14 protein-coding genes are annotated in these 15,904 nt (G+C 37.9%); 2 read left to right on the top strand and 12 right to left on the bottom strand.

What is annotated here, in order from left to right:
* Positions 1 to 135 precede the first annotated feature (135 nt).
* Positions 136 to 618 carry a threonine/serine exporter family protein gene (locus ACFQU5_RS09380; RefSeq protein WP_390287053.1) on the bottom strand — a complete coding sequence of 161 codons (483 nt, stop codon included), beginning with the start codon at positions 616 to 618 and terminating at the stop codon, positions 136 to 138.
* Positions 619 to 629: 11 nt separating this feature from the next.
* Positions 630 to 1,379, bottom strand: coding sequence for a threonine/serine exporter family protein (locus ACFQU5_RS09375; RefSeq protein WP_390287051.1), 750 nt, complete (start codon positions 1,377 to 1,379; stop codon positions 630 to 632).
* Positions 1,380 to 1,513: 134 nt separating this feature from the next.
* On the opposite strand from ACFQU5_RS09375, the gene ACFQU5_RS09370 reads away from it, so the two are divergent.
* Entirely contained in the window at positions 1,514 to 2,959 is a 1,446-nt protein-coding gene (locus ACFQU5_RS09370) for a polysaccharide deacetylase family protein (RefSeq protein ID WP_390287050.1), read from the top strand.
* Positions 2,960 to 3,010: 51 nt separating this feature from the next.
* Here ACFQU5_RS09370 and ACFQU5_RS09365 read toward each other — a convergent pair whose 3' ends face one another.
* The 3 genes from ACFQU5_RS09365 to ACFQU5_RS09355 all read right to left on the bottom strand — a co-directional run bounded on the left by ACFQU5_RS09365 (position 3,011) and on the right by ACFQU5_RS09355 (position 7,992).
* Entirely contained in the window at positions 3,011 to 5,179 is a 2,169-nt protein-coding gene (locus ACFQU5_RS09365) for a beta-propeller domain-containing protein (RefSeq protein WP_390287048.1), read from the bottom strand.
* Positions 5,180 to 5,317: 138 nt separating this feature from the next.
* Positions 5,318 to 6,487, bottom strand: coding sequence for a saccharopine dehydrogenase family protein (locus ACFQU5_RS09360; protein ID WP_390287046.1), 1,170 nt, complete (start codon positions 6,485 to 6,487; stop codon positions 5,318 to 5,320).
* A gap of 23 nt (positions 6,488 to 6,510) precedes the next feature.
* A complete protein-coding gene (locus ACFQU5_RS09355) occupies positions 6,511 to 7,992 on the bottom strand; it encodes an aldehyde dehydrogenase family protein (RefSeq protein ID WP_390287044.1) in 1,482 nt (493 codons plus the stop codon).
* Positions 7,993 to 8,175: 183 nt separating this feature from the next.
* On the opposite strand from ACFQU5_RS09355, the gene ACFQU5_RS09350 reads away from it, so the two are divergent.
* Positions 8,176 to 8,973 carry a TIGR00266 family protein gene (locus ACFQU5_RS09350; protein WP_390287924.1) on the top strand — a complete coding sequence of 266 codons (798 nt, stop codon included), beginning with the start codon at positions 8,176 to 8,178 and terminating at the stop codon, positions 8,971 to 8,973.
* Positions 8,974 to 9,048: 75 nt separating this feature from the next.
* Here the strand turns inward: ACFQU5_RS09350 and ACFQU5_RS09345 are convergent, their stop codons facing one another.
* The 7 genes from ACFQU5_RS09345 to ACFQU5_RS09315 all read right to left on the bottom strand — a co-directional run bounded on the left by ACFQU5_RS09345 (position 9,049) and on the right by ACFQU5_RS09315 (position 15,819).
* Positions 9,049 to 9,270, bottom strand: coding sequence for a hypothetical protein (locus tag ACFQU5_RS09345; protein WP_390287042.1), 222 nt, complete (start codon positions 9,268 to 9,270; stop codon positions 9,049 to 9,051).
* Between the two features lie 192 nt (positions 9,271 to 9,462).
* Positions 9,463 to 9,900 (bottom strand): cell wall hydrolase, encoded by a 438-nt coding sequence (locus tag ACFQU5_RS09340; protein ID WP_390287040.1) that lies wholly within the window; start codon positions 9,898 to 9,900, stop codon positions 9,463 to 9,465.
* Between the two features lie 168 nt (positions 9,901 to 10,068).
* On the bottom strand, positions 10,069 to 10,896 hold the full coding sequence (locus ACFQU5_RS09335) for an undecaprenyl-diphosphate phosphatase (protein WP_390287038.1): 828 nt from the start codon (positions 10,894 to 10,896) through the stop codon (positions 10,069 to 10,071).
* Between the two features lie 136 nt (positions 10,897 to 11,032).
* Positions 11,033 to 12,112: a metallophosphoesterase gene (locus ACFQU5_RS09330; protein WP_390287036.1), complete on the bottom strand. Its 1,080-nt coding sequence runs from the start codon at positions 12,110 to 12,112 to the stop codon at positions 11,033 to 11,035.
* A 653-nt stretch (positions 12,113 to 12,765) separates the two neighbouring features.
* Complete coding sequence (locus tag ACFQU5_RS09325) at positions 12,766 to 14,967, bottom strand: sensor histidine kinase (RefSeq protein WP_390287034.1); 2,202 nt, start codon at positions 14,965 to 14,967, stop codon at positions 12,766 to 12,768.
* A 17-nt stretch (positions 14,968 to 14,984) separates the two neighbouring features.
* Positions 14,985 to 15,128 carry a hypothetical protein gene (locus ACFQU5_RS09320; protein ID WP_390287032.1) on the bottom strand — a complete coding sequence of 48 codons (144 nt, stop codon included), beginning with the start codon at positions 15,126 to 15,128 and terminating at the stop codon, positions 14,985 to 14,987.
* Positions 15,112 to 15,819, bottom strand: coding sequence for a response regulator transcription factor (locus ACFQU5_RS09315; RefSeq protein ID WP_390287030.1), 708 nt, complete (start codon positions 15,817 to 15,819; stop codon positions 15,112 to 15,114). Before ACFQU5_RS09315 ends, ACFQU5_RS09320 begins: the two co-directional genes overlap by 17 nt.
* Positions 15,820 to 15,904 lie beyond the last annotated feature (85 nt).

The raw sequence follows: 15,904 nt of genomic DNA, 5'->3' as shown, positions 1-15,904 counted from the left end.
GAGTAGCCTTTTCTATTTTTTTCTTATGTTAAATTGATTTACGTAATATAAGACGCTTATCCACGGGTACGCCTCGAGCCTGTAGTCGCCCAATCAATTTTTAAGTATAAATTTTTTATTATAATTTTTCCTACCCTATTTTTGCCTCCGCTTCGCACGGGCAAATGATTGCATGGAAGTTCGACCTGTTTTAAACATTCTCATCATTAATTGAATAATTACTTCCGCAAAGACAAGTCCCATTGCGATGGCACCTGAAATCATAAAGGCTCTCATACCATTTTGGATTCCCATATTATAGTCTAGTTCTACAATATTACGCATAGTATTATAAGCAATACCACCTGGAACGAGAGGAATAATTCCCGATACATTAAAAATAATCATCGGCATTTTAAAACGGCGGGCAAAAACTTGTGCCACGATCGCCACTACAAAAGCCCCGATAAAGGAAGCTTGAACTTCCGTTACATTGTTTTGTATGAGTACATAATAGATAATCCAGCCAATTGCCCCTACGAATCCGCAATAGGGAATCGCTTTTGTAGGTGCGTTAAAAATGACACCGAAGCAAGCTGTAAATATAAAACTAAAGATTAATTGTATGATTAACTCCATATCCACTCTCCTTAAAAAGCAACAATGACCGCAATACCAGAACCAATTGCAAACGCGGTTAGAAATGCTTCAGTTCCTTTTGCAATACCCGCTGTAAAGTGGCCAGCCATTAAATCTCGAACTGCATTCGTGATTAATAACCCCGGAACGAGGGGCATCACTGCTCCAACAATAATTTTATCCATTTCGGTTCCTAGATCAAAATGAACCGCAAGGGAAGCAAGGAGTCCTACAACTAATGCCGCGAAAAATTCCGAGAAAAATTTTACCCTTGTCATTTCTTGAATAATCAGCATAACTAAAAAGCCTATTCCCCCTGCGACAAAGGCAGCAGGCATATCCGACCAATAACCATTGAATAAAACTAAAAAACAACTACTAGCAACAGAGGCAGCCAACGCCTGCAGGTGAACCGGCAGAAAATAATTTGTTTTTTGTATCAATCTTAACTCGTCATAAGCTTCTTCTAATGTTATCATTTGAACTGAAAGCTTTCGAGAAACGTTATTCACTTTCGCTATCTTATGTAAATCTGTAATCCTCGTTGTAATCGAAGTGATTTTGGTTACCTGTCTTTTTCCTAAAGATAGAATTATTCCTGTGGGAGTGACATAGCTTTGCGCATCTTCAATATTTTGCGAGCGAGCCATACGGAGCATTGTATCTTCGACCCGATAAGTTTCAGCACCGTTTTCCATCATCATCTTGCCAGCTAATAACAAGCAATCGAGCGCTAATTCATATTGTTGTTCTGTGTTCATCTATATCTCGTCACTCCTTTTTTCTCCATGCTCATATTATCGAACAGATTCACATAACTCAATACATATTTTGCTTATTTTTAAAGAAATAAGGTATTTTTGTCAACCAATCTTGAATAGAAGGGAGTAGTAACATGAAACGTCAACCTTGGTTAGATGTTTTATTGCTTAGTTCCATTTTCATGTTAACAGTGCTGATTGGGTTGTTTAATTTCATTAGTGGCGATTCAAAATATCAGGCTACAACCGTTTCTGCCAGCAGTCATTCAGAACCAACGGAACACACAGTACCCAAAGAAGAGAAAGAGGAGAAAGCAGGAACAATTGATTCAGCAATTGAAATTCCTTCTGATTTCGAAGGGATCAGGCTTTTTAAAGACACTTCCAATGATCCAGCCATTCCTTATTCCATCACTATCCCAACAACTAAGCACGAAAAGATAAATAAAGAAATTACACAATACATAGAAACGACAAAACAACAATACTTAACAGCAGTTCAGCAAAAGAAAAAGGGAAACCCTCTCGCAAAAAGTAATCTAAAAATTCAAGTAAAGATTAGTAAATACAAACAAACCTACTTTTCTATTATCTTTACGAAACAACAAACCTTAGATGGAAAAAATACCGACGAAACCTTCTTCACAATTTTCTTTAATGATAAAACGGGATATAAAATAATTCCATGGTATTTATTCAATCAAGATGTTGCTAATCTTGAAAAGCTTTCAAAATACGTCCGTCAAAAAATGTTGGAAAAAAAGGGCTACAAAGAAAATATAAGTCTATCAAAATGGAATCAAGCTTCATATCCTTATTGGGAGCGCTACAATCGTTTCGCTATCGAAAATGATTCATTCGTTCTTTATTATAATAAAGGCGAGTTTTCGAATAAAACGATCGGTTCCCCTTCAATTTCTATTCCGCTGACGTTTATTAATCCGATTTTAGCACCAGAATTTCAAACTAAGACAAAAAGTGAAATCACTATCCTTACTCCTAGCCATAAGGAAAAACCAACCAAACGAGTTGCTTTAACTTTTGATGATGGACCGCATAAAACCATTACAAACGAAATTTTGGAAATATTGGAAAAATATGATGCGAAGGCAACGTTTTTCATGGTCGGTCAACAAGTAAAAGTAAATCCATCTGTTGCGAAGGACGTTCTTGCTAGAGGACATGAGCTCGGCAACCATACATGGAACCATGCTAAGTTAACAAAACTAACATCAGAAAGTATACAATCGGAAGTTAAAACCACGAATAGTATCATCCATAAAGTAACCGGCCAATATCCTACTGTTTTCCGGCCACCTTATGGAGCAAAGAATAAACAGGTGACGGATTTAATGAAATTACCGGTTGTGTTGTGGACAATTGATACGTTGGATTGGAAGTATCAAGATTCTACTAAACTACTGCCAATGATTCAGAAAACGATTAGTAATAACGATATCATTTTAATGCATGATATTCATCAATCGACCGCAGACGGTTTAGAGAGCGTCTTAAACTACCTGCAAAAGCAAGGCTATGAATGTGTAACTGTAAGTGAAATCTTAAACTCTCAAAAATAGATAAATTAAAATTGGCGATGAAAAGGATTAAACTTTTCATCGCCATTTCCATTATTTAAATTGCACACTACTCATTTCCTTGAAAGTTTGCAAATCATAGCTTTTTACATCTTCTCTTGAAATTGTGTAAAGCGTATCATCAATATACATCAACCGCAAAATGACCGATTCCCAATCTTCATATTCTTCGCCTTCTTTTGAAGGTTTTACTAAATCACCTTTTAATTTTATTCCTTTTTCAGCCGTGATTTCGTATACAAGTGCACCGGTCCCTTTATACTCGACCTCATACTCACCTTTCCCCTCATATATGCTTACAGGGAATCCATAATAGCTATACTGTTCATTTCTAAACAATGCCTTATGGTTATATTCTACCTCCGAATAAGTACCACGCCCACCAATTACAACGGAATCCTGTTCTTTTGGATTTGCATAGTCTGTAATATCGAATAAGGAAATCTTCATTCCTGCAGTTGTTGTAAATGGCTCTTTCGAAACACTATCAACCCGATTCTCCGTATCATACCCGATGCCGATTAAATGATTCTCATCTAATGGATGGAGGTAATTACTGAAGCCTGGAATCTTCAATTCTCCCAACACTTCTGGCTGTTCCGGATTCTCAAGGTCAATCACAAATAGAGGATCTACCTGCTTAAAGGTTACAATATAGGCTTTATCGCCCATAAATCGAGCAGAATAAATTTTCTCGCCCTTCGCCAGATCTGTTACCTCTCCTACTTTCTCTAAATTCTCGTTATAGATGAATAAGTGGTTTTTAGATGTTTCTTCGGGGTTTCCAAAAAGGTTTCCCTCTGTAGTTGCCACACGTAAATAACCTTCATGTTCATCCATTGAAAATTGGTTTAAAATCGTTCCCGTAATCGACGTAGATGCTTTAAATTCAACATTTGTCCCATCAATGGAGTATTTAAAAATATCCGTATTCCCTGCCCCAACTGGCATAATTGCCACATCTGCCGCGATTTTTGATGTACCGTTCCCTTCAAAAGTTGCAGGCAAGTAATTTACCGCTGTTAAATATAAGGCATCCTTTGACATATAAAGAGCAGAGCTTCCTCCCAAGAAACCTTTCGTTTCAACCTTTTCGTTTTTGAAATTCGCTAAGTTGATAGCAGAAATAATCGTATAATTCGGTTCACTTGAGCCAGGTAGAATTGTCAATTTGTCAATTTCCATCGGCTTCAGCTCTTCGCTTTCTTCACTATCATAGGTATATGGTCGAAGCTCAACATTCTCCTGCTCTGATAATAACCAATAGTTTGGTGTTTTATTTGTAACAATATAAAGTGTATTTTCGTATTTACGGATGCCATTCATGTAGCCATCCTGCCCAATTTCCCTAATCAACTGCGGATTTGTCGCATCCTTGACATTGTAAAAGGCAGCTTTCGTCATACTAATTCCGTTTACATACCCATCTTTTTTCGTCTCGATATATTGATCCATAATGACAATGAGCATATCGTTATGAATCATCAACTGCATTGGGTAGCTATTAGAGTCTAATGTAATCTTGCTTGCGACCTTTAATTGCGGCTTAGTTACATCCGTGATCACAACCTGATTATCAATAATGGAATAAATGAATTTACCGTCTGTAACGACCGTATCCCCTTCTTCAATCTCTTCAACTTGGTTATTTGTTGAAGAATAAGACGGACCTGATCCCGCTTCCGCAGTCGCCTTATCAGAAGCACCACTTAAATTCGACGTATCTGAACTTTCCTCAGCAACAGCTGTTGTGAATTCTCCATTTTTTGTTTCTCTATTTAAAATGGACTGGAAGTAATCTTGTAAATCTTGAACGGATGAAACTTTCTCTATTTTCTCGAGGACTTTAAATTCAATGACTTGTTTTTTTGTATGAATTGATTTTTGTTCAAATGCTGTTTCCTCAACATGCAAAACATATTGACCCGGCATTAAGTTCTCAATTGTAAGAGATTTTTGATTTTCTTGCAGTGTAATGACCGCGTTCACTCGATCACCATTTTCATTTGTTACATAAATCGCTTGATCTTCAATACTGTTCCCACCAATTACTTTTGAAAAATGAACATGATAAGGTTGCTTTACCATGACTGTCGATGCACTACTCACTTCGAGCTTTTGACCAAAAAAGAAAAAAACAACACTTGCGACGATTGCTAGGGTTACTAATAGGATTCCTCCTGCAAAAAACCTTCGTTTCAATAAACTCACTCCTTTAATATGCCTCTTTAATCCATTAGACTTTCAATCTTCATTTTCGTTTCAAATATTTGTAATAAAAAATAAAAAAAGTGTGAAGAGCAATAAACTCTTCACACTTTAAAAGGGAGCTTTTAACCTTTACCACTTTACAATCGTTGAACGATGCGATGTTTCCTTAATCATAACTCCGCGTCTTGCCATCTTTTCAATATATTCATCGCCCGGCACAATGGATTCCGGTGGGAAAACGCCACGTTCTTGTATAACACCACTACCGACCATGATTGCAACTGCTGCAATCGTGCAAGCTGTAGCACGTGCCATTGCCGTCATCGTTGTTTCGGCATCCCGTTTAATATTCAATTCGTATTCGTAGGTTACTTGCTCGCCTGATTTTTCACCGGAGACAATAACACGTAATAATACCGCATCTTCTTTATCCCCTAAAGCAAGCTTTTTCTTTAAAGCTTCTCGTACAACATCTCGAACTAACACTTGCTGTCCATCCACTTCGACTGTGTTTTCTTTACTCAAGAATCCTAATTCTCTAAGAAGCTTGAACTGTTCAGCATGCCCTTTATAACGAATCGTTTTATATTCCAATGTTTTAACATTTGGGAATGTATTGATCAGTGTTGAAGTACCTCCTGATGTATAAAAGGCCTCCAATACACCATAGTGATCAAAATAGATAGGCTCAACTCCAGCTAGAGATGGCACTTCTGTTAATTTTCCACCCTGAATCACTTTTGCTGGCTCCGTATAATGGTCAAATACACCATCAAGCGAGAAGACCAATGTATAATTGAGCGGCGGTTCCGGATTCGTTGGGATCCCACCGACATATAGTTTAATGGATTCAACTGAGTCTAATTTCGAAACACCATATCCAGCTAAAATATTGATCATTCCTGGAGCCACACCTAAATCAGGGATTAATGTAATGTTCCTTGCCTTCGCTTCATCATGCAATGTTAGCAAATATTCCGTTACTTCCCCAATATGCCCACCTAAATCAACGGAATGAACACCTACTTCAATGGCTGTTTTGGCAACAATTTTATTAAATTCATAGAATAATGCATTGACACAAACGTCACCTTTAGACATAACCGTCCGCAGTTCCTCTTCGTTTTTAGCGTTCAATGCAACCACTTCAATTTTATCTGACTGAAGTGAATCAACAAATTTTTGGGCAGCTGTTGTATCTATATCCGCTAAATACACTTTTTCTACTTTTTCACTAGCATTTAAATCGCGCGCAACCTCTTTCCCCATCAAGCCCGCGCCTAAAACTACAACTTTCATAACACACATCCCCCTTTTGTTGATTAGTTTTCAGTGTCAATTTGCGCTCTTTGAAGCTTCCCACTATAGTCTACGTAGATGCTTTTCCATTCTGTATAGACGTCCAAAGCTGCTTGACCTGAATCACGGTGTCCATTCCCGGTCCCCTTTGTTCCTCCAAAAGGTAAATGGATTTCCGCTCCAGTTGTTCCTGCATTGACATATACAATTCCCGTATCTAGATCTCTTTGGGCCTTAAATATTTTATTAACGTCTTGTGAGAAGATAGAACTCGACAAGCCAAATTTCACACTGTTATTTACTTCAATTGCCTCTTCTAAACTAGCAACCTCGATGATGCTTAGGACCGGACCAAAAATCTCTTCCTGTGCAATGTCCATATCATTTTTGACATTTGTAAAAACGGTTGGCTCAAAGTAAAAGCCTTTGTTAAACGGCGGAGATGTCAAGGATTTGCCGCCAACTAGCAATGTAGCGCCTTCCTGTTTTCCAACTTGAACGTAATGGTTGATTTTTTCCAGGGCAGCTCCATTAATAACAGGCCCTATTTTAATCGTCGGATCAAGGCCATCTCCGATTGTTAACTTACTAATCTCTTCAACTAGCATTTGTTCCAGTTTGTTTTTCACATCTTTATGCACAATAACACGGCTACAAGCAGTACAACGTTGGCCAGCTGTCCCAAAAGCACTCCAAATAATGCCTTCTACAGCCAATTGTAAATCTGCATCCTCCATGACAATGACCGCATTTTTACCGCCCATTTCTAGAGAGATTTTTTTCAGGTGTCTACCACCTAATTCAGCTATTTTACTCCCCGTTTCAGTCGAACCTGTAAAGGAAATCACTTTCACATCAGGATGCTCGATTAATTCAGTCCCTACTGTAGAACCAGCTCCAAATACTATATTGGCCACCCCGGCAGGTAAACCTACTTCTTCAAATATTTTAGCCATTTCAAAGGCCATCATTGGCGTTTCCGTCGCCGGTTTCCAAATAAATGTATTCCCTGCCACAAGCGCCGGGAAGGATTTCCACGTCGCGATGGCAATTGGGAAATTCCACGGTGTAATAAGCCCAACGACTCCAATTGGTGCCCGAACACTCATAGCAAATTTGTCCGCAAGCTCAGAAGGTGTCGTTTCACCAAATAAGCGTCTACCTTCACCTGCCATATAAAATGCCATATCTACACCTTCTTGAACTTCACCACGTGCCTCTTCGATTACCTTCCCCATTTCTTTTGTTAAAATTTGAGCAAGGTATTCCTTCTTTTCTTTCAATTTATGTCCAATTTCATATAAATAATCCGCTCGTTTTGGTGCTGGTGTGAGTGCCCAAGACTTTTGGGCTTTTTTTGCAGCAGCTACAGCTTCTTCAACTTGTTGTTTTGTTGAAAGCGGGACAGAGGCAAGCTGTTCACTGTTTGCAGGATTCACCACAGGAATTGTTTGAAGTTCATCATTAGACGTCCATTTACCATCAATAAAGTTTTGAAGTTCCATAACATCCTCCTTATTATCTAGCTCGAATATACAGTTATACCGTTCTTTATTCTACATTTTCCTTCATTTACCTCTTTATAGATTATTAATGCAAAACAAAATTTATTAGATGAAACTTTTAAAGAGGAAAAACGTAACTTTAGATGGTATATATTTATTATTAACAGTAGGAGGTTATGAATGATGAACAATCATGAAATAGATTACAAAATGTATGGTGACGATATGCAATACGTTGAAGTAGAGTTAGATCCGAACGAAACGGTGGTTGCTGAAGCAGGCAGCTTAATGATGATGGATGAAGCAATTAAAATGGAAACGATTTTTGGTGATGGTTCGAAAAACGGCGGCAGTGGCCTTATGGGTAAATTAATGGGTGCCGGGAAACGTTTGCTTACGGGAGAAAGTTTATTTATGACTACCTTCACAAATGTGGGTCAAGGAAAAAAGCATGTTTATTTCGCATCTCCATATCCCGGTAAAATTATTCCAATGGATTTAAGTGTTTATAACGGCAAAATCATTTGTCAAAAAGATGCCTTTTTAGCTGCAGCAAAAGGTGTATCTGTCGGTATTGAGTTCCAGCGCAAAATCGGAGCTGGTTTCTTCGGTGGTGAAGGATTCATCATGCAGAAACTTGAAGGAGACGGTATGGCCTTTATTCATGCAAGTGGTGCAATCAAGAGAATTGGCCTGCAACCAGGACAAAAGATTCTTGTAGATACTGGCTGTCTAGTTGCCATGACTTCAGATGTTGATTATGACATTCAGCCTGTTGGCGGCGTGAAAACTGCTCTATTTGGTGGAGAAGGGATTTTCCTTGCTTCTTTACGTGGGCCGGGAACTGTTTGGGTTCAATCATTGCCATTCAGCCGTTTAGCCAGCAAAGTATTTGCTGCTGCCCCTGTTTCTCAAGGCGGAGGCGGGCAAAATGCTGGCGAAGGCGGAATCGGTGGATTATTTAATATGTTCAATAAGTAATCTTTATTCTAACGAGAGTCTCCTGTTCATAGAGACTCTCTACTTTTTATCTTTAAAATCGATCAATGGAATCTTTTAACGTTGTAGAGGCTTCTTCAAGCTGCCTATCGAATCTCCTATATTTTCAACAATACTAGACAATTCCCCTACTTGCTGACCTACGTTTTCAAAATCCAAAATTGTTGGATTCAAATCCTCAACCAACCTTGTCATCACAATTGCATTCTCATTAATTTCCTTTGTTTGTTTGCTTAGATGCTGAAGCTGTTCATATCCTTCTGTCGATGCTTTCGACAAAAATTTAATATTTATTCTGTTGAAAGGCAAAAAATTAAGGTGACTTTTATCGCACCTATACCCCTTATAAATTGATCAATATAAGAACTTCTCTCTCTAACAATTTATTACACAAAAAAGAGAACCCCTGGTAACTAGGAAGTTCTCACTCGTGCCATTTATAATCCATGTATCAAAGTAAAAATAGTTAGCTTAGGAATAAACCCCTGGACAAGTTCCAGCAGCTGGTTCATAATAACAGTGATTTTTGAATTGTCCAGCAAAAGGCTGGTCGTACCATGTTGGCGGGCACGGTGCGTACGGATTAAAATACCAAAGGGCATATTTCCCTGGATGATCTCTCCAATAATTCAGAACTTGTCTCGCTAATTTCTGTTCGTTTGCCCGAGCTCGATTGTAAAACAAATTTCCCTTTTGAACAGCTTCAAAAGAATAATTTCCACCCTGCACCTGATAAATGACGTCTTCAATTGATCTTAAATCTCTGAAGTCTAAACAATTCGCTGCAAGGCGATTCACAATTACATTTCCAACGTAAAGCATTCCTTGATTACCTTCACCTTCAGCTTCCGCCCTCATCATCCTTGCGATTAAATCGACGTCCTTATCTCGGAATTTTACTCTCGCCATTTTCTCACCCCAAACCTATAGTATGAAGAAATGTGTAAGATGATGTCATATTTTATGATATGTACGCCATTTATCAAAAAAATGCTAGAAAATTAAGCGATTAATAAGACTCCATTACAAAATAAAAACGTCCCAAAAGAATAATCTTTTGAGACGAATTATGTTTAACTATAAGTATATAACTACGATTAAGACTACAGCCAGTACAATACGATAAATTGCAAATGGCACTAGTTTTACTTTTGAAATAAGTCTCAGGAAGAATTTAATGGCAATTAAGGCAAACACAAATGCACTAATAAAGCCTAGGATATAAAATCCTGTATGACTTGGTTCCAAGTCGCTCCAGTTTTTCACTAATGATAATCCACTTGCTCCTGCCATAATTGGAACTGCCATGATGAATGTAAAGTCAGCAGCCGTTTTATGGTCAAGCCCAAGCATTACCCCTCCTGAAATGGTCGCACCAGAACGAGAGAAGCCCGGCCATAAAGATAAACATTGAATTAGTCCAATTTTGAACGCTTTACCATATGAAATGTCGTCCAATGACGTAATTGTTGTTTTTCTTTGCCCAACTCGATCGGCGATAATCATCCAGATGGCACCTATAATTAAACCTACTATTACAGTGTTGGTAGAGAAAAGATTTTCATCGATAAAATCTTCAAATAGTACACCTAAAACTCCAGCTGGGATGATACCAGCAATTACATGTCCTAAGTTAAATTTACGGGAGGCTGTTTGTCCTTCAATTTTATACAACCCGACTAAGCTAAGCATCCGTTTCCACATGACGAACACAACCGCTAGAATAGAGCCTAGTTGAATCACAATCTTAAAAGTATTTGCTGATCCATCGCCCAAAAACTCTTTTGTGTTTAGCCACAAATCATCCACAATAATCATATGTCCTGTCGATGAAACTGGCGCGAATTCCGTCATCCCCTCAACAAATCCGAGGATGATGGCTTTCATTAAATCGAATAATTCCATAAGTTCATTTTATCTCCTCATCATTTTTTCCATTTGTTGCGTATAGTAGCGCAACTGTTTCTTTTGTTCATAAATACCTACCTTACAATACATGAAGCACTTTTTGTTGTCCATACGTCTTGGGCTGTATTCAGGACTATTTCTCGTTGAATGTTATATCTACAACCCATAATTCAGAACGACTGCCAATCCGCATAGGCGGTCCCCAAAAACCAAATCCCGAGGAAACAAGGGCATGCATGTCTTCTTTTTGCATATGACCATAATCTAATTCAAAAATTTGGTTTGTAATAAAATTATTCGGCCACAATTGTCCCAGATGTGTATGTCCTGATAAGTGCAGGTCAACTCCAGCATCCTGCGGTTCATGTAGATCGTACGGAGTATGGTTCATAACAATCCAAGGCAATTCTACATTTTCTGGTTCTAACGCTTGAATCTCTTTACGCTTGTGATTTGTAACATCTTCTTGACCTGTTAAATAAAAACGATTCCCAACCAAAATGGTTTCATCCATTAAAATTTGGACATTGGAACTTTTCATTTCTTTGACGAACTCCTCAATTTTGCCTCCATAGTACTCATGGTTTCCAAGGACTCCATAAACACCATATGTGGCTTTGAGCTGATTCATCACTTGATTCATCCCCTCTTCTACAAACCAAACGGGATCATCATCAACAATATCTCCCACTAATAATACCGCATCAGGATTTGCTTCATTTGAAAGCTCAACAAATTTTTGCAAGTGCTCTTTATGTGAAAGGACTCCTAGATGGAAATCTGAAGCAACAACCAGTCTCATCGGTTCTCCAGGCTTATCTATGCTAATCTCTAGATTCCGAACAACCGGCGAATACGCATTATATGTACCCCATGCAAATAAAAGACCTAAAAGTCCCACCACAACAGATCCGACAACAGCTACATTTTTATAAGGAGTAAATGTGATGAAGAGGTTGGCGATGATACATAATATGAGCCCGTACTCAAAAAAGAACATCCAATAGTTCCCCACTATAGATAGCGGTCCGAGAATATCGTGCATTCTTCCAATCAGAAAACTAAATGAAATTAAAAAGAGAACGATCCAATAAACAATTGGCCAGCGAAATAGATGGACGGCCTCAAGCCACTTTTTTAAATTTACCCCTAAATAAGCAGTAATTGTACTATATAGAATGAGCGCAAGCGTTATGCCCAGAATCCTTCCCATATGTATATTCCTCCCATATTCAATATAAGAAAGTATACCACGTTGGGTAGTGATGTTCATTTTTAGAGTTCTTGTGAAATTCGGAATTAAGGGTGTTTTTGTTTTCTGTGGAATGGAGAGTGTTGCATAGAACCGGCTCGGTCTTGGGTGGGAATGAGGGTTCGTATCGTTTCTTATATAACAAAATTTACGGTGGGCCAATTGATTCTCTTTGCCTTCGTTTTTCCAATTAACAGTTATCTTTCGTGACACTTGCATTCCTTTCACAATTGTTTTGTCTCATTAGAACCTCTTTCGTGACACTCCTGAATCAATAGCTAATCAATTTGTCACATTACACCATTTAATTGGACACTCCAATTCCTTTATACTTTCTTTTTGTCTTATTAGAACCTCTTTTGTGACACTCCTGTCTCATTCGCCAATCGTTTTGTCCCAATACACCACCCCCACCAACCTTTCCCATTTATCCGATAATATTTCAATCATACATATCGCTGATAACCAAGTAGTTTATCCTGGAGCTTTCGAAGCACGTCGATCACCCTCCCCTGTACCATACCACTCCCATCCTCAGACAAATTACATAGCCGCATATCAATAAAAAAGGAGAAAAACGGATTTTGTTTTTCTCCCCCTACTACATCGGCAAGTCAATATTCAGATGGGATTGAAACTGTTACTTTAAATAAATCACCATCTACGTCTATTGTTAATCGACCATTGTGCAGATCCACGATGGATTGAGCAATGGCTAGGCCTAATCCCGAGCCATCTGTGTGGCGAGATGCATCTGCTCGTTTAAAGCGTTCTGTTAGTTCCTCAACATTGTCATTAAGCTCATATTTAGAGACATTTTTTACTGTAAATTCTGCTACAGTACCAGTATGCTTTAATGTAATATATATTCTCGTACCCTCTAATGAATATTTCAATGCATTTACAATGAGGTTGTCAATCACACGCCATATTTTTTGCCCATCTACATACGCAAATAGGGGTGATTCAGGCATTGAAACACGTAATTCAAAATTAGCTTTAACAAAATCCTCTTCATGTTCACCAATTAATTGTTTCATCAATTGAGTTAAATCAAGACGTTGTTTTGTTATTTCAATATTGCCACTTGCCATTTTGGAGACTTCAAATAAATCTTCGATTAATGTTTTTAAGCGCGCTGATTTTTTATCCAGCACATCAATATATTGTTTACGCTCTTCATCTGACAGGTTAGGATTTTTCAGTAAATCCGTATACGTAATAATCGACGTTAAAGGTGTTCTTAAGTCATGGCTTACATTTGTAATCAGTTCAGTTTTCAGTCTTTCACTTTTGGCTTGTTCAGACATCGAAGTTCTAACACCTTCACGTAAGGCATTTAAATTCGCCGCATGCTTTGAAAAGATTGATTTTCCTTTCACTTTGATTTCAGAGGTTAAACGCCCCGCTGCCATTTCTTGCGTCTGCTTCATAATACGATTCAGGTAGCCCATATGACGAAGAAATACAAAGAAAGCCGGTAAAGCGATAAAGAAAAATAGCAAAATATAAATGATTACTAATTCTTCCCCTCCAAAGCCGGCACCAATAAAACCAATGCCTGCCAAAAACGCAATCCCTAAAACACCAATTGCCTGCATACCGATCGATCGATTTAAGAATAAATCCTGCATGCCATCAGACAAACGATAAAGCATCGCTTGTTTAATTTGCTGTTTTACTTTTTCTTCACTATTAATGGAATTCCAAGTCCATATGAATCCCAGTATGACGGATGATATCGCAATATACATAAAGAAAATATTCGTAATTACTTCGATAATCGCCATTAATATATTTTGTCTGTAATAAAATAGATTCGCAATGGTATTGGATGTGCTACTTATTAATGCAAGCGAAACGAGTGCAGCAAGGATTACAATTACTATTCGTACATCAATCGGCATACGCAGGAATGCTTTTTGTAATTTATCCAGCCCTTCAAAGTGCTCCCTTGAAGGCTTTACTACAGTAAATAATCCAACAATAGCTAAAATCCCGGTAATCCAAACGATGGAGAATATGATTTGTGCCATTTTAAAAGATTGGTATTCTAAAGCAAGATTCGAATCATTTTTGACCATTGATTTTGGAATTGTAATTGAGCCTTCAAATTTCTCGACTTTTCCATCAATTCGAAGTGATTCATTCAAATAGTCGCTGTTGTAGCTATCAATGTAGACCGTACTATTAACAGTCAAAGACGGGACTTCATCGCCAAAATTCTCTTTATATAGATTATTATTTTCTTGTGAACCCGAATCTAGAACTCTTCCCGTCTCTACATCGACAAATCGATAATTAAAGTAAGTATATTCATTCAGAAAATCTTGACGTAAACTTGCTTGTTCTGATGCATAATCATCAATTACAATTTCCTTCAGTTTTACAATTTTCTCTTCAACATACTCGTCACTTTCAAAGTTTTTCTTGATATCCGCAATTTTCGTATCACGCTCTGCAACAAGCATTTCCTTTACTGCTGTATCTTGAGCCTCTTCAGCTTGCATGATTTGATCGCTGTATTGAATTCGGATATTCTCGACTTGCTCAGATAAGCTTCCATAATAATTGCGATAGTTTTCAATCTCATCCTGCGTCACACTGATTTGCTCTTTTGCTGTTTCTGCATCGAACGGCGCTAGTACGTACTTTCCTAACTGTTCAACATAGCTATCTCTGGACGATTGAAAATAATCCGAATCAAAGTAGGATTTAAATAAGTAATTATGTGAATGATTAATAAATGTAATGACAGCAAAAGCCGCCCAAGTTATAAGAAAAAGTATGAGGAGCAATTTACCTTTTGTATTCACGATTTTGCTTTCCTCCTCTAAAATAATTTCACCAGTATTTGCAACGTTTCATCAATATGTTCACTTATAAACTGCCATGTTTTCGCAACAATAAAGAACATACCAACAATACTTGCAATGAGACTTAGCGCTGTTAGGCTTGTCTCAATTTTGCTTTTCAATTTTGTATCCAATTCCCCACACAACCTTTAAGTACCTAGGATTTTTAGGGTCTGTTTCGATCTTTTCCCGGATTTTCCGAATATGAACAGCCACCACGTTTTCCGCATTATAAGCCTCTTCCTTCCACACAAGCTCATAAATTTCGTTAATCGAAAAAACACGCCCTGCATTTTTTAATAAAAGCTCGGTAATTTTGTATTCAATGGGGGTCAGTTTCACTAATTCCCCATCTAGACGTACCTCCTTCGCATCGAAATCAATCGACAAACCATTTACCTCTATTTTCGAGTTTTGCTGCGCATTCCCACTATAAGTTCCTAATTGGACATAACGTCTTAGTTGTGACTTTACACGAGCGAGCAACTCAAGTGGATGGAAAGGCTTGGTAATGTAGTCGTCTGCTCCTACGGATAAACCATGGATCTTGTCTGCCTCTTCCGCCTTTGCACTTAACATGATGATGGGAATATTTCGCTCTGTGCGAATTTTAAATGTTGCTGTAATTCCATCCATTGCAGGCATCATGATATCCAGGATGATTAGATGGACATCATTTTCTTCCAGTAGTTTCAAGGCTTCAGATCCGTCGGCAGCTTTAAGCACGTTATAGCCTTCATTTTTCAAATAAATCTCTATCCCATCACGAATGTCTTTGTCATCATCTGTGACGAGCACTGTTAATTTCTCCACTGCCCTCACCTCAACTTTTTCTTATGGTACTATCATAAAATTTGAATCTTAATATATAGTCTGTATAAATCTGAAGAAATTCTTA

Source organism: Ureibacillus sp. GCM10028918 (assembly GCF_042666115.1).
Lineage (GTDB): Bacteria > Bacillota > Bacilli > Bacillales_A > Planococcaceae > Ureibacillus.
This window is presented reverse-complemented; position numbering and strand designations above follow the sequence as displayed.